This is a genomic window from Paenarthrobacter sp. TAF1 (assembly GCF_052113825.1).
Classification (GTDB): Bacteria; Actinomycetota; Actinomycetes; order Actinomycetales; family Micrococcaceae; genus Arthrobacter; species Arthrobacter nicotinovorans.
In genome coordinates this window covers 1-17,066 of the sequence record NZ_JBFRDO010000023.1, presented here as the reverse complement: position 1 = coordinate 17,066, position 17,066 = coordinate 1, and the positions used below count along the sequence as shown (strand labels likewise).

The following is a 17,066-nucleotide window of genomic DNA, read 5'->3' as shown; positions in this document are numbered from 1 at the left end:
GGACCGGGGCCAAACGCGGAGAATGGGGGATTTGAACCCCCGAGGGCGTTAACCCAACACGCGTTCCAGGCGTGCGCCATAGGCCGCTAGGCGAATTCTCCTTGCTTCCGATTCGAAAGCAGATACTACTGTACCTGAGAATTTCGGCATCGTGTAATCGGGCCGAATCGCCCCTTTTGCCCAACCAGGGGAGCACGCCGCTTAACGGAAAAATGGACGCCCCCAACGCGCCCATTCTTGCGGCACAACCGTTGAGCTACCGGGTCCGGCCCCTCGCCCCCAGGCCCCGCAGCTCACAACCTTGAGATTGCCCCAATCGGTGTACATACCCATGGTCCGCTGCCACCCCTTCTTTTGCAATGGTTGAGACCGCTTTGTAGCCTAATTTGCTGACAAGATGTCCCCATGACGCAGCTTCATGCCTTGGTGGTCTACGTGCCCGAGTCGCATCTCGAAGAGGTCCTGCTGGCCATCGGCGACGCCGGCGCGGGACGGATAGGCGACTACTCCCACTGTTTCTACACGTCCCCGGGCACAGGCCGGTTCACTCCCCAGCCCGGCGCGCAGCCCTTCGTGGGAGCGGTCGGCATCGAGGAGCAGGTGCCCGAAACCCGGGTTGAGTGCGTGGTTGAGGAGGCAGCGCTCGACGGCGTGGTGCTGGCCCTGCGGGCGGCGCACCCTTACGAGGAACCGGCGTTCATGACGTGGCCGGTGAACGGCTGGCGGTGACCCAACCACCCGCCGTCGAGCGTTATCCACAGCCGTCCGCACCGATTCGAACCCCGAACCAAGTTCGGGTAAGCTTATCGACGGCCCCTCATGTGGCGTCATCCTGTTGAACTCCCCCAGGACCGGAAGGTAGCAAGGGTAGATGGGCTCTGGCGGGTGCATGAGGGGTCACTTACTTTAACTGTCAGTCCCTATAGGTAGGTTTCACTTGTGACTGTTACAACTGCCCTGTATCGAAGGTATCGCCCGGACTCTTTCGCGGACGTTATCGGGCAGGAACACGTCACAGAGCCCCTGATGACGGCACTCCGGAAGAACCGCGTGAACCACGCCTACCTCTTCTCCGGTCCGCGCGGCTGCGGCAAGACCACCTCCGCGCGCATCCTGGCACGCTGCCTGAACTGCGCCGAAGGCCCCACTGACACGCCTTGCGGCAAGTGCCCCAGCTGCATCGAACTTGCCCGCGGCGGTTCGGGCTCCCTGGACGTCATCGAGATCGACGCCGCCAGCCACGGTGGCGTGGACGATGCCCGCGATCTCCGTGAGCGCGCCACCTTCGCCCCGGTCCGGGACCGCTACAAGATTTTCATCATCGACGAGGCCCACATGGTCACGTCTGCCGGCTTCAACGCTCTGCTGAAGATCGTGGAGGAGCCGCCGGAACACATCAAGTTCATCTTCGCCACCACGGAGCCGGACAAGGTCATCGGCACCATCCGCTCCCGCACGCACCACTACCCCTTCCGGTTGGTGCCACCCGAGCCGCTGATGCACTACCTTGAGCTGCTCTGCCAGCAGGAGAACGTTCCTGTTGCCCCCGGCGTGCTCTCGCTCGTTATCCGCGCTGGCGGGGGTTCCGTCCGGGACACCCTTTCGGTGCTCGATCAGCTCATGGCCGGCGCAGGCCCTAACGGCCTGGACTACGAACTCGCCGTGGCGCTGCTCGGCTACACCCACGCTTCGTTGCTGGATGACATCGTCGACGCCGTTGCTGCCGCCGACGCCGCCACCGTTTTCCGCGCCGTGGACCGCGTCATCCAAACGGGCCACGATCCCCGGCGCTTCGTCGAGGACCTGCTGGAGCGCTTCCGCGACCTCATCATCGTGCAGGCGATGCCCGAAAGCGCCCAGGCCATCCTTCGAGGAATGCCCGCCGATCAGATCGCCCGCATGCGCAACCAGGCAACCAACCTGGGCGCGGCTGAGCTGTCCCGGGCCGCGGACGTCACCAACACCGCGCTCACGGAGATGACGGGCGCAACCTCGCCCCGGCTCCACCTTGAGCTGCTGTGTGCGCGCATCCTGCTCCCCAGCGCTGAACAAACCGAGCGTGGTATCGCCGCGCGCATCGATCGCGTGGAACGTCGCCTGAACTACGCGGGCGACGGCGGAACACCGGCTGTTGCTGCCGGCGCGCCTACAGCTGCGGCTGCTTCGGCTGTTCCGCCGGCGGCCGCGCCCGTTACACAGTCGGCCCCGGCCCCCACGGCTTCTCCCGCACCTGCAATTGAGTCCGCAGCAGTGGAGCAGGTCCCTGCGGCTTCCGTCCCTGCCGTTCCCGAACCATCCACCGCAGCTGGTCCGCGCGATGCCATCTCAGCACCGCGGGTGTCCACCAACGATTGGCCCGTCGAGGAACGTACGTCTTCCGGTCGCGCTGGCCAGGCCGCTGCGGCCCCGTCTGCTCCGAGTGCTGCGGCTGCTCCGACCCCGGCACAAACCCCGCAGCCTGAGCCTGTCCAGGCATCTGCTTCCGCAGCGCCGCAGACGCAGCCATCACAAGCAACGCCCCCGGCAGCGCCGTCGCAACCAGCGCCGTCACAACCAGCGCCGTCACAACCAGCGCCGTCTCAGGCGATGCCCTCTCAGGCAGTGCCGCAGGCACAGCCGTCCCCGGCCGCATCTCAGGCACCTGCGTCAGCGCCGCAACCGGCGGCTGCCCCGGCTCCGAGTGCTGGAGGCAGCGGGGACGTCGAGGCCCTTCGCCGGGCATGGCCGGATGTGCTCCAAACGCTGACCAAGATCAAGCGCAGCACGTGGGCCCTTGTTGAGCCCAACGCTCAAGTTGCCCAGTTCGACGGCCAGGTGCTGACCCTCGCGTTCACCACCGGCGGCCTTGCTGGTGCCTTTGGACGCGCAGACCACTCCGAGAACCTACGCCAGGCAATCCACAAGACCATCGGCATCGACTGCCAGATCGTCGCAGTGGCCGGCGGCAACAGTTCAGCGAGCTCTGAGCCAAACCCAAAAGCGCCTACTAGCCGGGAGAGTCCGGCTGCTTCAACGCCAACGGCTGCCCCGGCACCGGCTCCGGTGTCTTCGGTCGACTCGGCGTGGGGCCTCGCTCCAGCCACCCCTGCCTCGGGGACCGTTCCATCGGCCGGCCCTCACGCGGGCACAGTTGCGTCCTCGGCGCCATCCCGTGCAGCTGATGTGGCTCCTGCAGAGCAGCCCCAGCCACCGGCGACCCCCGTCCCGGCAGCAGCATCAGTTCCTGCCACTACGGCGCCGGCTCAGGCAACCGGTCAGACGCCCACTCCGGCTTCTGCTCCCGCTCCAGCTACAACACCGACACCGACACGACCACCGGCCCCCGCTCAGGCTGCGCCTGTGCCTGTGCCTGCCGTCGTCGAGACCGCTCCCTCCTCCGCCGGAGAGTACTCCTACCCTGACGACGACTGGGGTCCGCCCCTGGACGAGGACGCCCCTCCACTGGAGGAAGAGCCGCCAGCTGATTGGGAGCCACCGTACGGCCACCAGGGGGAACCCCGGAGCTACCCACAAGCAGCCTCCGCCTCCTCTGCCGCCCCAACACCTGCACCAGCACCAGCACCTGCACCAGCACCAGCAAGCGCGCCCACACGCACAGCCGCGCCTCAAGCCACCACGGCACACGTCTCCTCGGATGACCCGTGGTCCCGCGCGGTGGAACAAGCTCCGGGCACGTGGGTGGTCGGCACGGAATCCAACGTCGGCAAAAACCCGCAGGCAGCAGAAGAAACCGTCGTTCCAGCAGCGGACACCCCGGACTATGAGCCCGCCGCGGCACAGGTCCCGGAGCCGGCCCCCGCCGCATCGTACGGTCACCCAACCAACGCCGAAGAGAACCCAAGCTCCAGCTGGGACGTCGCACCGGCGTCGAACTGGCCTGGAACTCAGGCGCCCAGCGCGGCCGTTTCGGGTGCACCGGCCGCCGGCAGCATCCCCACGTGGCCGTCGTTGGCGACCCAACCTGAGGAAGCACGCGGTTCCGTCGCCACGCTCGAGGACGACGCGCCGTCGGGCAATCCGAACGGACGCCAGAGCCTGTACCAACGGCTCACTAACAGCCCCGAAGCCCAGGCAGGACGTGTGCAGGCGCCTGTTCGGGCGCAGGCAGCGCCGGCCGCCGCGCCGGAGGACATTCCCAGTCCCGAGGACGAAACCATCGAAGAGTCGAGGGTCTTTGGGCGGGCTGCGGTGGAGCGTATTCTGGGCGGAAAGCTGATCGAAGAGCGCGCCTTGGACGGTTCTCCCCTGCAAACCCGCTGATCCCGGCATTGATTTCAAACAAACGAGGACATTGTGTACGAAGGTGCAGTTCAAGAGCTGATTGACGAGCTCGGCCGGCTTCCCGGCGTGGGCCCCAAGTCAGCGCAGCGCCTGGCGTTCCACATCCTGGAGGCCGACCCCGAGGACATGAAACGCCTGGTTACGGCTATCACCACGGTCAAGGAACGCGTGAAGTTCTGCTCCGTCTGCTTCAACGTCACCGAGCAGGAAACATGCAACATCTGCCGTGATCCCCGTCGGGATCCTTCGGTGATCTGTGTGGTCGAAGAGTCCAAGGATGTGCTGGCTGTGGAACGGACACGTTCTTTCCGCGGCCGGTACCACGTGCTGGGCGGCGCCATCAATCCCATTGCAGGCATCGGCCCCGAGCAGCTGCGCATCCGCGAGCTCCTGACGCGGCTCAACGACGGCGCCATCCAGGAAATCATCATCGCCACGGACCCCAACCTGGAAGGTGAGGCCACGGCCACCTACCTGGCCCGCATGCTCAAATCCATCGGGATCACGGTGACGCGGCTGGCGTCCGGCTTGCCCGTCGGCGGAGACCTTGAGTATGCCGATGAGGTCACGCTGGGACGCGCCTTCGAAGGCCGGCGCAACGCCCTGTTGTAATCTCGCAACCACAACATCAATCGTGATTGGGGTCCCGTGCGAGAACTTGTCTACTACGTTGCCGTCAGCCTGGACGGCTACATTGCCGGTCCGGGAGGCGAGTTCGACGCTTTTCCCGTGGAGGGCGATCATATGGCCGCCCAGAATGAACGCTTTGCCGATGCCATCCCCACGGTCATTGCCGATGCCATGGGCATCGAGCGCACCGGAACCATGTTCGACACCGTAGTGATGGGTTGGAACACGTACGCCGTCGGACTGCCGGTAGGCATGACAAGCCCGTACCAACACCTCCGCCAGGTGGTGTTCTCACGGACAAAATCCGAGGCTGACATCCCGGGCGAACATCCCAACCTGACGTTGACCTCCGAGGACCCAGTAGAGGTGGTGCGACGGTTGAAGTCGGAGCCTGGCCGGTCGATCTGGCTCTGTGGTGGCGGAGAGCTGGCCACACAGCTGGCCGATGAAATCGACAGGCTTGTGCTCAAACGCAGCCCGCTGCTCTTTGGCGACGGGATTCCGCTCTTTGCACCCGCCACCTACCAGCCACGTGCTTTCGACGAGGCAGGCACCACGGCATTCGACTCGGGCGTCGTGATCTCCGAATACGTGCGGCGGAAGATCTAGCCGGAAACCGAATCAGTCGTCACCCGTCGGGAGGCCAGCCAGCGGCCTGCAGCAAGCACCACCGCGGCGAGCAGGCCCTGCAGGAACAACCCCGTGAGAGCCACCGGCACCGCGGGTGCCAGGCCGTCGCTGGAGACCCCGCCGAGACACGGGACTTCCCTCGCAGGCCCGTCAGCCGCGAACTGGAGCCCGGACAAAACCCAGGCTACGTCGTTGTCCGGCGGAACAAACTCCGCCCCGACGCTGGCTAGCAACAAGGCCGGGTGCGACGCCGCCAACCATGCCACCCTGTCCGTGTGCGCCACTTCCACCTGGTGCAAGCTGCCAACACACTCATAGGCAGTGATTCTCCCGGCGTCGTCGCGCTCCACATTCACGGGGACTGAAGCGCTGGCAAGGTCCGTGGTGCCGGGCAGCAGGAGAACGGTGAGGGCAACATTTCCTGCGCAGAAAAAGGCCGCCAGCACGGAGGCCAGGGCGACGCGCGGGACGGTTGCTGCGAAGCAAGCACGCGAACCGGCCCCCATGAGCCCGAACACAGCCACTTCAAGGACCACCACGACGACGGCGGCACCGGCCAGCGCGAGAGGCCCGCCGCTGCTGACGCCCAGAATGAGCAAAAACGGCAACGCCACCACAGCCAGAGCCAGCCCCCGCAGAGCCCCTGCCAGAAGCATCACCAGGACACTTTCATGGACGTGCCGGAATCCCCAGACGACACCGAGCACGGCTGCCGGGAAACCAAGGAATACCGCCATGATCACGAAGGTGGCCGCGGGCATCGCGTTCTCGATCCAACCAATCCGCAGAGCCCAGGCGACCAGTCCTGCAGCCGTTCCTGCGGCGAGGGCCACCCCTGAACAGCACGAGAGCCAAAACAGCCACGATGAAAAGGACTTCCGGGCATCCCGCCAGGCAATTCCGACAGCGTTCTTGAAGGCTGCGTTCTTGTAGCCGGCGTCGCGTGGTGGATTGGAACCATGGCCGGACTGCCCGGTACGGGGCTGGTCATCAACCAACCCACCCCCGATGACCTCGTACTCGGGCTCATTCCAGCCGTCATCACGGCCTGGATGGTCAGGGACGCCGGCCATTGCCACACGCAATCCTCATGATGTGGATGGTACGCCGGGCGGACCGGCACCGACATCCATTCCGGGGAGAAGGTGGCACCATGGAGAGATGGTCCCCATTCCCGGTTTCCCCCGTTCCAAGCGTCCGCACCGCATCACACCGGAAGCTGGACAGGAATCGGTGTGGGACTATCCGCGGCCGCCGCAGGTCGAGGCCCGTTCGGAGCGAATCGTGGTGCGGCTGGGTGGCCATGTCATTGCCGACACCGTGGATTCAGTGCGGGTACTGGAGACAAGTCATCCGCCCGTCTATTACCTGCCGTTGGATGCCTTTGCGCCCGGGGTGCTCGTCCCCGTGGACGGCGCCACCTTCTGCGAATACAAGGGCATGGCCGGGTATTTCGATGTCGCAGCTGGCGGGATGGTGGCTTCCCGTGCCGGATGGACCTACCCGGAACCCAGCCGCGGTTTCGAAGCACTGGGGACCCGGGTGGCCCTCTACCCCGGCCGGATGGACTCCTGCGAGGTGGACGGCGAGCAGGTAACGCCCCAGGACGGCAACTTCTATGGCGGCTGGATTACGCGGAACATCGTGGGTCCTTTCAAGGGTGCTCCGGACACTGCCGGGTGGTGAGCTCCCCCGGCCGCTGTTTGTGTGGCCGCCATATGGTCACAATTCCTGCCAGCACTCCACCCGGCGATAAACTGGGCAAATAAGCTACGCAGGCGTGCTCCAATTTGGAATCCAGCATGCCGCGTTCGAACCCTATTGATGCAGTGAGGGTGCGCGCATGACTATGCCCACTACCGAAGTGAAGATCGAAGAGCTCTCCAACGAGGCTGCCATTACCAAGCAGCTGATCGTTCAAAAGTTCGGCGGCTCCTCGGTTGCCGATGCCGATGGCATCAAGCGGGTCGCACAGCGCGTCGTGGATGCGCAGAAGGCCGGCAACGAGGTCGTGGTGGTTGTCTCCGCAATGGGCGATACCACCGATGAACTCCTGGACCTTGCCGCCCAGGTGACGGACTCCGCACCTGCCCGCGAGATGGACATGCTGTTGTCCGCCGGCGAGCGGATTTCCATGGCCCTCCTTGCCATGGCCATTAACAAGTTCGGTGCCTCGGCGCAGTCCTTCACGGGTTCCCAGGCCGGCATGATTACCGACGGCATCCACGGCAAGGCGCGAATTATCGCCGTCGACCCGCACCGCATCCGCACCGCCCTGGACAAGGGACACATCGCGATCGTCGCGGGCTTCCAGGGCATGAGCCGCAGCACCAACGAGATCACCACTTTGGGTCGCGGCGGTTCCGATACCACTGCGGTCGCCCTGGCCGCAGCCCTCGAAGCCGATGTGTGCGAGATCTACACGGACGTGGACGGCATCTACACGGCCGACCCCCGCGTGGTGACGTCGGCCCAGAAGATCGACCGGATTTCCAGCGAGGAAATGCTGGAACTGGCCGCCTCCGGTGCCAAGATTCTCCACCTGCGTTGCGTTGAGTACGCCCGCCGCTTTGGTGTGCCCCTGCACGTCCGTTCGTCATTCAGCCAGAAGGAAGGCACCTGGGTCATCCCGGGCGCCGACGAAAAGTTCACGATTGAAGAGGGAGTTGCCTTGGAGCAGCCAATCATCTCCGGCGTTGCACACGACCGGTCCGAAGCCAAGGTCACCGTTGTGGGCGTCCCCGACATCCCCGGCAAGGCTGCCGCGATCTTCCAGGTGATCGCCGACGCACACTCGAACATCGACATGATCGTCCAAAACGTGTCCACGCACGGCACGGGCCGCACGGACATTTCGTTCACCCTGCCCATCGTGGAAGGTGCCGATGCCTTGGCTGCCCTCCGCGCTGCGGAAGGACAGATCGGCTTCGAGAGCATCGAGTACAACGAGCACGTAGGCAAGCTCTCCCTCATCGGCGCAGGCATGCGTTCCCACCCCGGCGTTTCGGCCACCTTCTTCAAGGCACTCTCCGACGCAGGCATCAACATCGACATGATCTCCACGTCGGAAATCCGCATCTCCGTTGTCACCAGTGCCGACGCCCTGGATGACGCCGTTCGCGCCATCCACAATGCGTTCGAGCTCGACGGCGACGCCGAGGCTACCGTTTACGGCGGCACCGGCCGCTAGGCCAGCCGCTACGACGACATGAAGGACCGGAGCCAGCGCTCCGGTCCTTCATGTCTTTCAGGCGAAAAGCCCTTCGCCGACGAAACCGCCGGGAGCGCATCCCGGTGGAATCGCGAAGACGGCCGAACCCACGGGCGTGGTCCAGAGATTCAGCAGGTCCAGCTCGTCGAGGCGGCGCTGGATGGGAACGAACTGCCGTCCGATGTCCGCTTGGTAGGACGCGAAAATCAATCCGGAATCCGACACGCTCCCGGCCCCGGGAACGGAGTCGTAGTTGAAGGCCCGCCGGAAAATCCGCTGGGACGGGTCATCCGGGCGAGCCCTCCGCAGATGGGCGAAATCGGCTATGACCGGAAACCCGACGGGCGTGACGGCGGCAAAGTCCGGCTCGTCGTGCTCGGCCGTGCCCGTCAACGGAGCGCCGTTCGCCAATTTGCGGCCCACGGACTCTTCCCGTCCGGACCTGTCCAGCTCGTCCCATTTGTCCAGGTGCATGCTGATCCGGCGGATCACCAGGGATGTTCCGTGGGGCGCCCATGACCCGGTACCACCGTCGCCATAGACAACCTTCTCAAAGTCCGCGCTTCCCGGCACTGGATTCGATGTCCCATCCACCTGGCCAAAAAGGTTCCTCATGGTCGTTCCGGACTGTTCCGTGCCGTAGGCGCGCCGGAACCCCGTTTGGACCCAGCGCACCGTGGTGAAACGGCGGCTGTCCTTAAGCAGCATGCGCTGGGCGTGCGCAACCGAAAGGGGGTCGTCGGCGCATATCTGCAGCAGGAGGTCACCTCCGCAGAACTCCGGTACCAATTTGTCGATGGAGAAGGCCGGAAGTCCGGATACGCCGTCCGGGACCGGCACGGTGCCCGAAACCCGGAACAGGCCAGGACCAAAGCCGAACGTGACCGTCAGGCGTGCGGGCCGGAGCGCCAATTCACCCTCGGTATCGGCCAGCGCTGCCTTTCCCTGGGTCAAGTTCGCGGCATCGTCACTCAGCAGTTTCAGGAGCGACTTGAGCCGCTCAGGCGTTGTCCCTTCCTTCAGGTCGAGAGCAAGGAAAACACCGTGGGCCTGGGCAGCCGTGCCAACGCCCGCCTGCCTGTCACCGTAAAACGGCACCGTCCTGGCACCGTTTGCCCCGTCCCCGGAATCACTTGGCAGCGGTGGGACCGGTTTCCCGGCGAGTTGCGTGCCCACGGCGGCCAATGCTCCGACGCCCGCGGCAGCACCGCCAAAGAGGAGGTGCCGCCGCCGCACTCCGACCCCGGGCTTGGGGGTGGTGTTGTCCCGTTCGGAACTTCCCACGGCTACTGCCCTACTTGGCTGGCGCAGCGGGTGCCGAACCGCTGCCTTCGCCTGCTGTGTAGTTCTCGTTGGCACCCGTGAAGTCTTTCGCTTGGGCAGTAAAGGTGACCGAGCCGCCGTCGGACGTCTTCAGGTCGAAGGTGACCTGATCCCCGGCCTGGACCGGCTTGGTCAGGTCCATGAGCATGATGTGGTTCGCCCCGGGCTCGAGTTTGAGTTCGCCCTTCGCGGGGATGACGAATCCGCCCTGTTTGGCCTGCATTTTCATGGTTCCGTCCGGTCCCATCACGGTTTCGTGCAGTTCCACCATGGTGGCCACCGGAGCTGCCGCGCTGACGATGGTCACATCCTTGTCGCTCGTGTTCCGAATGGTCCCGAACGCGGCCGACATCCCTGAGTCCGCGGCTTTGATCCACGTGTCACTCACCGTCAATGGTTGGGAGGACCGGGAAGCGGACTGGGCTGTGGTGGTTGGTGTGTTGCTTTGTCCGCAACCCGCCAGGGCCAACGAGGCCGCTGCCAGGATGGACACGACGGGAATCACTTTTCTTTTTGTCATGGTGATGCTCTCTGTGAAAGTAGTGTGCTGCACCGGGCTGAATCTGCTCCGGAACAGGTGGGATGGCAGGTTGGTGGCTTAGCCGCCCCGCGTGCCGGACCGGCGTCGGCGCTTGAAAAAGCCCCAGCCCAAATACAAGGCGAGGCCCGCGACCGCCCCGAGGGCTGCAGCAATCAGCCAATCGGGTACCTGGACCGTGGAGGCCGTGGCTCCTGGTTCGGCTGATCCGGGAGGAACGCCGGGGGTGGCCGTGTTTCCGGGGGCCGGGATGGCACCTGCTGTGGCGCCGGCCCCCACCAGGAATGAGTAACTGCCGTTGATGGGGTGGCCGTCGCTGGAAACCACGCGCCACCTGACCTGGTACTCCCCGTCGGGCATGCCCGGGGCGAGCGGCTGGGTCAAGGTCCCGCGGTCCAGCGCAGAATCACCCTGGACCCAGTTCTTTGATGCCGCATCTACGACGCGGACTTCGTGGCCGATGGCCAGCAACGGTGCACTGAATTTCAGTTCAATGGCCGACGGCGGCACGGCCAGCCGCTCGCCGGTGGAAGGTGTGGACGAAACCAGTTGGTCATGGGCGGACGCCGCCGGCGCGCTGACGAGCCCGAAGGCGATGCACAGCGCAAAGACGGCAAGGAGGAACGCTCCGCCGGGTCCTGGGTTTCGCCATGAAAAAGTACGCAAGGATTTTCTTGCCATGGCTGCTTCCCGCCCCGCTGCCTGTGAAAAAGGTCCGGCAGTCCGTGGAAGGATGGCCTCCCCTCACGGGGTGGCGGGGCTTATAGGGTGATGAAGGCGCCGGGCGCCTGGGACGTTGCTGGACGCCGTGGCGGTCCTCGATGGCGCATGGCAAGCAACGGAACGCCGAGATTGCGCAGCGGGCGTACCGCCCAGTCCGAGGGGATGACGTTCGGCCCGGGGTTCACAGCCAAGGGCTGGATGATCCTCAGGAAAGGAATCAGGCGCAGGCCAAGGGCGGCCAGCAAACGGACAGCCGTGACCTCGCCGTACCGCAGGACTGCGATGGTGGCGACGGCTGCGAGGACGTGCCCCACCACCATCGACGGCGAGGAGTGGTCCGAGGGACCGGCGGCGACGGAAGCGAGTGTGTGCGCCCCGTGCCCGGCGTGCCCTGCTGCGGCCGCGGTCCCAACGTCGTGGTGGGCACCGGGATCCAGGCTGTACAGGCCATGGAAGACGGTTTGGCTTACCAGCACGGCCGTGGCAAGACGCCATAGCGACAGCACTTTCCCGGCCAGGGCCATGCACACAAGCCCGGAAAGAGCCAAGGACAGGATCAGGACAGGGGCTCCCGGCGCGTTGCCGCCGGACAGCACGTGCGAGGCAGCAGCGATGAGGGTGGCGGCAACGGCTCCCGCCCATCCGCGCGCGAAGCGCACCGTGCGTGCCGTCATGTCCCTCCCGCCTGTTGAGGGGCCGCCCGGGCGGGCCCTCCTCGTGATGCACTAATTCTACGCAGCGTAGAATCTTCCAAGCATAATCACAATCCGGGCGCTGCGGCGCCGGCTGAATCCCCGGCGTCGGCTGCACCGTCGTCGTTCTCCGCGCCGCCAGCAGGGGCCGCAGCGCCAGGAGCCAGCAGGATGTTCGTCAATTGCCGCAACCCCTCGGCCATGTCCACATCTTTGTCGTACAACCACTGCAATTGAAGGCCGTCAAAGGCAGCTACGACCAGCCGTGCCAGAGGGATCGCTGCAACATCCGTCCGGACTTCTCCTGCTTCCTGGCGGCGGGCAATGTCCGCGCTGACTTCGCGCACGATCACCGAATAGCGTTCCTGGAAGTACGCGTGGGAGTCGTGCCCGGGGTCGTTCGCCGTAGCCGATGCGACCGCGTAGAGCGTGGTCAGCCCGGGCTCGCTCCGATTCCGTTCGGCGATGGCGGGCATGTGGTTCAGCCCGATGTCACTCTGCCCCGTTGCCGCCAGAGAGCGCTTGTCCCGTTCCGTGAGGACCGCCGTAAGGAGCTCCTGCTTGCCCTTGAAGTAGTGGAAAAGCGTGGCTTCCTTGACCCCCACAAGCTCGGCGACCCGCTTGAGCGCTGTTCCTTCGAAGCCTTCCGTAGCGAAGACGTCCGTGGCCGTCTGGATGATCTGTTCTCGGCGTTCCGCACCCTTTGCGTACTGGCCCCGGGCCTTCGACGATGACATTCGTTCAGTGTAGATGAGCAAGCGAAAACCTAGTCATACTAGATTTTGACGATTAGACTCAACAAAGATGCCCAACGATGGGCCACGAAGGAGTCACGAAATGAACCCGACACTCTCGGCCGCCGTCACCGTCCCGCCCGCCGAAGGCCAGGACGCCGACACGAAGATCCGCGAACTCGCCCGGAGCCTCAGCCTTGAGCAGCAGATCCGGCTTCTGACAGGGGCGGACGTTTGGTCCACGCACGCCATCCCTGAGATCGGCCTGGCGCGCGTGGTGCTGTCGGACGGCCCAGCCGGAGTCCGTGGCGAAGACTTCGACGAGCGCCACGATTCCGTTTCCCTTCCGTCCTCCTCGGCGTTATCGGCTACGTGGAGTGTCGAAACCGCCCACCGCTACGGCCAGATCCTGGGCCAGGAAGCGCGGCGCAAGGGCGTCCACGCCGTCCTCGGTCCCACCATCAACCTGCACCGCTCCCCGCTGGGCGGCCGGCACTTCGAATGCATGAGCGAAGACCCGCGGCTCACGGCAACCATGGCAGCCGGGTACGTCGCCGGAGTGCAGTCCATGGGCGTCGGCGCAACGCCCAAGCACTACCTCGCCAACGAAGCTGAAACCGAGCGCTTCACGGCGGACTCCGTGGTGGACGAGCGGCCCTTGCGCGAGCTCTACCTTGCGGCGTTCGAGAACGCCATCACCGAGGCCCGCGCCTGGCTGGTCATGAGCTCCTACAACTCCATCAACGGGACCACTGCCAGCGAGAACAAGCTCCTCGAAACTCCGCTGTCCACCGAATGGGGCTTCGACGGCGTAGTGGTTTCCGACTGGACGGGCGTCCGCTCAGTCGACGCCGCCAACGCGCACCAGGACCTCGAAATGCCTGGCCCGGTGGGCCACTGGGGCCCCAAGCTACTCGCCGCCGTCCATGATGGCCTGGTCAGCCGTGACGCCATCCTTGAAAAGGTCACCCGCATCCTTCGCCTGGCAGCCCGCGTGGGCTCATTGGAGGGTTTCGAACCTGCGGTGACCCAGCTTCCGACGCAGCTTGACGGGGCCGCCGTCGCGCGTGAAGTTGCGGTCCGCGGGGCCGTCCTGGTCCGCAACAAGGGCCTCCTGCCGCTGGATGCCAAGGCGCTCAGCAGCGTCGCGGTGATCGGCCACAACGCTGACGAGGCCCGCACGCAGGGCGGCGGCAGCGCCACCGTCATGCCCAAGTACACCGTGTCCCCGCTCGAAGGCCTCCGGAAAGCATTGCCCGACGACGTCAAAGTCACCTATGCGCGCGGCGCCAAGGTGGCCGAGGGCATCCAGGCGTTCCCCCGCACAAGCCTGCACAACCCGGTGTCCGGCGTTCCGGGAATCCGGGTGACGTTCCTCGCGGAGGACGGCTCGGAGATCTCGGGCGAAGACCGCCTGGCGTCCCACCTGATCTGGTTCGGCGTGGGGATTCCCGACGGTGCCGCCTCCATCCGGATGGAAACGGACTGGACTGCCGAAACAGCGGGCGTGCACCACCTGGGCGTCGGTACTGTGGGCCGGATCCGTTTCGCCCTGGACGGAGCAGAGGTATTCAACAGTGAACTTGAGGACGACACGGAAGTCCTCGGCGCCGCGCTGTTCGACCCGCCCAAGACAACCCACCCAATCGAAGCCGCTGCCGGGCAGACCGTGCGGATCGAGGCCGAATACCAACTGCCCAAGCAGCAGGTCATTCCGTTCACCGCGATTCTCCTGGGCGAGGAAACGGTGGTAGCTGATCCACAGGCCGAGATCGACGCGGCAGTGGAGGCCGCCAGGGCGGCCGATGTCGCCGTCGTCGTGGTGGGTACCAACGCAACGATCGAATCGGAGGGCTTCGACCGGAAGCACCTTGACCTCCCCGGCTATCAGAACCACCTGGTGGAGGCGGTGGCGGCAGCCAACCCGCGGACAGTGGTGGTGGTGAACTCCGGCTCACCGGTGGTGATGCCTTGGCTCGACACGGTGGATGCGGTCCTGTTGGGCTGGTTCGGAGGCCAGGAATTCGGCAGCGCGATAGCCGACATCCTGTTGGGCAAGGAAGAGCCCGGCGGCCGCCTTCCCACCACCTGGCCGGCCGCGCTGGAGGACGTCCCCGTACTGAGCACCACGCCCGTTGACGGCAAGGTGGTCTACTCCGAGGGAATCCACGTCGGCTACCGCGCATGGCTGAAGCAGGAAGCCGAAGGGGGAGCCAAGCCGGCCATCCCGTTCGGCTACGGCCTCGGATACACGACGTTCGAGCTCGGGACCGCCCACGCACCGCAGGTGGTCACGGCGGGGAACGATGTTGTGGTCCACGTGCCCGTCAGGAACACGGGCTCGCGTACAGGCCGCGAAGTGGTGCAGGTTTACCTGGACCGACCGGCCTCCGCGGTTGAGCGCCCGGTCCGCTGGTTGGCCGGTTACGCCGGAACGCACCTCGCTCCAGCCGGCACCGAGAGCGTGGAAGTCCGGATCCCCGCCAAGGCATTTGCGCATTACGACGGCGGCTGGCAGTTTGAGCATGGCACGTTCCGCCTGCTGGTGGGTCGCCATGCAGCTGACGAATTCCAGTTCCTTGACATAGAACTCCGGTAATACAGGAGTAGGATCTCCGTGCGTGGCAGCCTTTTTTTGACCGCCACGCACGTGGTTTTCGCCACAAGCTGTAGAACTGGGGTATGGTATGGAATTTTCATGGCATGCTGTACGTTGCATACCCGGTAACCCCCTAACACGAAGAGGCATTAAAAAGTGGCAGCCGATTACGACGAACTCCGTACCGATGTAAAAGAGAACCAGGAGCAGTCGCTCCAGGCTCTCCAATCTGCCAGCGCCCCCACGGCCAAGAGCGTCGTGCTGGAACTGGACGAAACCGACGGCCTTGACGCCAATGGCCCCGGTGGCGAAATCGTCGCCGAGGAACTGGTCATCCAGGTCATCCCGCAGGCAAACGACGAGTTCACTTGCAACTCTTGTTTCCTGGTCCGCCACCGCTCGCAAATTGCGCGCGAAAAAGATGGCGTTGCCTACTGCACTGACTGCGAAGGCTAAGACGACCCCAACACCCCGGCGGACTGAACGTCGTCAGGGAGTGCCGGCGTCGGGATTAAATTGCGGAAGGACCGGAGCATGTGCTCCGGTCCTTCCGCAGTTAAACCTGGGGCGCCGTATGAACCTAGGGTGCCGTTCCCGGACCGCCCACGACCTTCTTGCGCCGATGATTGCCCATTCGGAGTTGAAGGATGCGCGCTCCCCCGGCGAGGGCAACCAGCACTCCGCCACCCACCGCTGCGATGAAGAGCGTGGTGCCCAGGGCGAGTGTCCCCTCCAGCCCGAAGAACCGGACGGTGATCATGTCCTGGTTCTGGACGAAGAACACGATCAGCATCACCAGCACCACCAGGCCGACTGCCACCGCTACCCACAGGGCTGCGGTGCGGGTGGGCCGGGCGTGGCCTGGCGCGGACGGTGGGATCACCCGCTCGTGGTGCCCGGAACCGGCCCGGTCCGGGCGTGCCGAACCGCCCGGAACTCCTGCTGCATCTTCAGGGAAACTCATTGACGGCCCCCTTAGTACGCCAGCACCTACCGTGCAATTACATAATAAGCATGCTGACTAGTTGCTCAACAGTGGCACGGCCACCAAACCGGGGTCAAGGTGGCGCGTTTGCCGGCACGCAAGGAAGGGCCGGAGTTCGCGGTCCGGCCCTTCGGCATCTCATGCCCCGCTACAGGGCATAGTCCTACAGGGCATAGTCAGTGGTGGTGGGCCCGGGATCGTCGTTGCGGACTGCGTAGTGGTGACCCTCGGAGTCAGTCTCGATATCGAAGTGCTTCAGGTCTTCCTCGGAAGCGGATTCGAAATCATCGTGCTTATGCACCACGGGGCTGTCCGTATCGCCGTGGGTTGCCGGTCCAAAAACGGACTGCAGCCGCTCGGTCACATGGACGAAGCCTTCCATTCTGCGTCCCATGTTTTCCACCTCCCTTCTTACCGGAGAGCGAAAAAGCGGCAGGGCTGGTGCGTGCCGTTCAGTGAGCCAATTTTACGCCCGCAGGCCCGAAAAGGCTCCGGGTCGGCCGTGCGCCGAGTTGACAGTTAATGACAATCCGAGTGCGGCGGTTTCAGCTTGCTAGTGCAACACCATCGATTAGTTTGGTCAGTCTTTCAGTTGGGGTGTCCCATTGGAGTGTTTGACGCGGTCGGATGTTGAGCAGGTGCTGGGTGTGGGCGAGTTCTTCGTCGCTGACCTGGTTGAAGTGGGCGAGTTCTTCGTCGCTGACCTGGTTGAAGTTCGTG

General features: G+C 64.8%; 16 protein-coding genes, 1 tRNA gene and 1 other RNA gene. 9 read left to right on the top strand and 9 right to left on the bottom strand.

All coding sequences use genetic code 11. From position 1 onward, the window contains the following. Nucleotides 1–16 precede the first annotated feature (16 nt). A tRNA-Ser gene (locus AB4Y81_RS19430) sits at nucleotides 17–101 on the bottom strand. A 304-nt stretch (nucleotides 102–405) separates the two neighbouring features. Between AB4Y81_RS19430 and AB4Y81_RS19425 the strand changes: the two genes are divergently transcribed. From AB4Y81_RS19425 to AB4Y81_RS19405, 5 genes are all read left to right on the top strand, one after another. Then, complete coding sequence (locus tag AB4Y81_RS19425; protein ID WP_039239596.1) at nucleotides 406–729, top strand: hypothetical protein; 324 nt, start codon at nucleotides 406–408, stop codon at nucleotides 727–729. Nucleotides 730–808: 79 nt separating this feature from the next. Continuing rightward, nucleotides 809–905, top strand: an RNA gene (gene ffs / locus AB4Y81_RS19420) — signal recognition particle sRNA small type. 34 nt (nucleotides 906–939) lie between these two features. Further along, nucleotides 940–4,260, top strand: a complete 3,321-nt coding sequence (locus tag AB4Y81_RS19415) for a DNA polymerase III subunit gamma and tau (protein ID WP_441996593.1) — start codon at nucleotides 940–942, stop codon at nucleotides 4,258–4,260. A gap of 33 nt (nucleotides 4,261–4,293) precedes the next feature. Beyond that, nucleotides 4,294–4,893, top strand: a complete 600-nt coding sequence (recR, locus tag AB4Y81_RS19410; RefSeq protein ID WP_018778094.1) for a recombination mediator RecR — start codon at nucleotides 4,294–4,296, stop codon at nucleotides 4,891–4,893. Between the two features lie 36 nt (nucleotides 4,894–4,929). Continuing rightward, on the top strand, nucleotides 4,930–5,520 hold the full coding sequence (locus AB4Y81_RS19405) for a dihydrofolate reductase family protein (RefSeq protein WP_055977050.1): 591 nt from the start codon (nucleotides 4,930–4,932) through the stop codon (nucleotides 5,518–5,520). On the opposite strand, the gene AB4Y81_RS19400 is transcribed toward AB4Y81_RS19405, so the two are convergent. Further along, the gene (locus AB4Y81_RS19400) at nucleotides 5,517–6,614 is read right to left on the bottom strand and encodes a hypothetical protein (RefSeq protein WP_441996591.1); all 1,098 of its coding nucleotides are present in this window, start codon (nucleotides 6,612–6,614) and stop codon (nucleotides 5,517–5,519) included. The two genes, AB4Y81_RS19405 and AB4Y81_RS19400, sit on opposite strands and share 4 nt — an antisense overlap. An 88-nt stretch (nucleotides 6,615–6,702) precedes the next feature. On the opposite strand from AB4Y81_RS19400, the gene AB4Y81_RS19395 reads away from it, so the two are divergent. Both AB4Y81_RS19395 and AB4Y81_RS19390 read left to right on the top strand, forming a co-directional pair. Beyond that, entirely contained in the window at nucleotides 6,703–7,227 is a 525-nt protein-coding gene (locus AB4Y81_RS19395; protein WP_189076200.1) for a DUF427 domain-containing protein, read from the top strand. Nucleotides 7,228–7,384: 157 nt separating this feature from the next. Further along, nucleotides 7,385–8,731 (top strand): aspartate kinase, encoded by a 1,347-nt coding sequence (locus AB4Y81_RS19390; RefSeq protein ID WP_026267216.1) that lies wholly within the window; start codon nucleotides 7,385–7,387, stop codon nucleotides 8,729–8,731. A 57-nt stretch (nucleotides 8,732–8,788) separates the two neighbouring features. Here the strand turns inward: AB4Y81_RS19390 and AB4Y81_RS19385 are convergent, their stop codons facing one another. The 5 genes from AB4Y81_RS19385 to AB4Y81_RS19365 form a co-directional block, all read right to left on the bottom strand. Continuing rightward, nucleotides 8,789–10,036: a Dyp-type peroxidase gene (locus tag AB4Y81_RS19385; protein ID WP_189076201.1), complete on the bottom strand. Its 1,248-nt coding sequence runs from the start codon at nucleotides 10,034–10,036 to the stop codon at nucleotides 8,789–8,791. A 10-nt stretch (nucleotides 10,037–10,046) separates the two neighbouring features. Next, entirely contained in the window at nucleotides 10,047–10,595 is a 549-nt protein-coding gene (locus AB4Y81_RS19380) for a copper chaperone PCu(A)C (protein WP_441996588.1), read from the bottom strand. 78 nt (nucleotides 10,596–10,673) lie between these two features. After that, the gene (locus AB4Y81_RS19375) at nucleotides 10,674–11,279 is read right to left on the bottom strand and encodes a copper resistance CopC family protein (RefSeq protein WP_441996586.1); all 606 of its coding nucleotides are present in this window, start codon (nucleotides 11,277–11,279) and stop codon (nucleotides 10,674–10,676) included. Between the two features lie 95 nt (nucleotides 11,280–11,374). After that, nucleotides 11,375–12,010: a hypothetical protein gene (locus AB4Y81_RS19370; RefSeq protein ID WP_018778102.1), complete on the bottom strand. Its 636-nt coding sequence runs from the start codon at nucleotides 12,008–12,010 to the stop codon at nucleotides 11,375–11,377. Between the two features lie 86 nt (nucleotides 12,011–12,096). Further along, complete coding sequence (locus tag AB4Y81_RS19365) at nucleotides 12,097–12,765, bottom strand: TetR/AcrR family transcriptional regulator (RefSeq protein ID WP_441996584.1); 669 nt, start codon at nucleotides 12,763–12,765, stop codon at nucleotides 12,097–12,099. A gap of 100 nt (nucleotides 12,766–12,865) precedes the next feature. Between AB4Y81_RS19365 and AB4Y81_RS19360 the strand changes: the two genes are divergently transcribed. Then, on the top strand, nucleotides 12,866–15,361 hold the full coding sequence (locus AB4Y81_RS19360; RefSeq protein WP_441996582.1) for a beta-glucosidase: 2,496 nt from the start codon (nucleotides 12,866–12,868) through the stop codon (nucleotides 15,359–15,361). Between the two features lie 156 nt (nucleotides 15,362–15,517). Beyond that, nucleotides 15,518–15,817 carry a DUF4193 domain-containing protein gene (locus tag AB4Y81_RS19355; RefSeq protein ID WP_018778105.1) on the top strand — a complete coding sequence of 100 codons (300 nt, stop codon included), beginning with the start codon at nucleotides 15,518–15,520 and terminating at the stop codon, nucleotides 15,815–15,817. Nucleotides 15,818–15,941: 124 nt separating this feature from the next. Here the strand turns inward: AB4Y81_RS19355 and AB4Y81_RS19350 are convergent, their stop codons facing one another. Together AB4Y81_RS19350 and AB4Y81_RS19345 are read right to left on the bottom strand one after the other, a co-directional pair. Further along, nucleotides 15,942–16,325: a LapA family protein gene (locus AB4Y81_RS19350; protein ID WP_441996580.1), complete on the bottom strand. Its 384-nt coding sequence runs from the start codon at nucleotides 16,323–16,325 to the stop codon at nucleotides 15,942–15,944. 184 nt (nucleotides 16,326–16,509) lie between these two features. Next, nucleotides 16,510–16,740 carry a hypothetical protein gene (locus AB4Y81_RS19345; protein WP_026267218.1) on the bottom strand — a complete coding sequence of 77 codons (231 nt, stop codon included), beginning with the start codon at nucleotides 16,738–16,740 and terminating at the stop codon, nucleotides 16,510–16,512. Between the last annotated feature and the right edge of the window lie 326 nt (nucleotides 16,741–17,066).

What these genes read in the sequence shown, in the direction of transcription:
- AB4Y81_RS19425 (WP_039239596.1), top strand. Translation starts at nt 406, where the DNA reads ATGACGCAGCTTCATGCCTTGGTGGTCTACGTGCCCGAGTCGCATCTC.
- AB4Y81_RS19400 (WP_441996591.1), bottom strand. Translation starts at nt 6,614, where the DNA reads ATGGCCGGCGTCCCTGACCATCCAGGCCGTGATGACGGCTGGAATGAG.
- AB4Y81_RS19395 (WP_189076200.1), top strand. Translation starts at nt 6,703, where the DNA reads ATGGTCCCCATTCCCGGTTTCCCCCGTTCCAAGCGTCCGCACCGCATC.
- AB4Y81_RS19390 (WP_026267216.1), top strand. Translation starts at nt 7,385, where the DNA reads ATGACTATGCCCACTACCGAAGTGAAGATCGAAGAGCTCTCCAACGAG.
- AB4Y81_RS19380 (WP_441996588.1), bottom strand. Translation starts at nt 10,595, where the DNA reads ATGACAAAAAGAAAAGTGATTCCCGTCGTGTCCATCCTGGCAGCGGCC.
- AB4Y81_RS19370 (WP_018778102.1), bottom strand. Translation starts at nt 12,010, where the DNA reads ATGACGGCACGCACGGTGCGCTTCGCGCGCGGATGGGCGGGAGCCGTT.
- AB4Y81_RS19365 (WP_441996584.1), bottom strand. Translation starts at nt 12,765, where the DNA reads ATGTCATCGTCGAAGGCCCGGGGCCAGTACGCAAAGGGTGCGGAACGC.
- AB4Y81_RS19360 (WP_441996582.1), top strand. Translation starts at nt 12,866, where the DNA reads ATGAACCCGACACTCTCGGCCGCCGTCACCGTCCCGCCCGCCGAAGGC.
- AB4Y81_RS19350 (WP_441996580.1), bottom strand. Translation starts at nt 16,325, where the DNA reads ATGAGTTTCCCTGAAGATGCAGCAGGAGTTCCGGGCGGTTCGGCACGC.
- AB4Y81_RS19345 (WP_026267218.1), bottom strand. Translation starts at nt 16,740, where the DNA reads ATGGGACGCAGAATGGAAGGCTTCGTCCATGTGACCGAGCGGCTGCAG.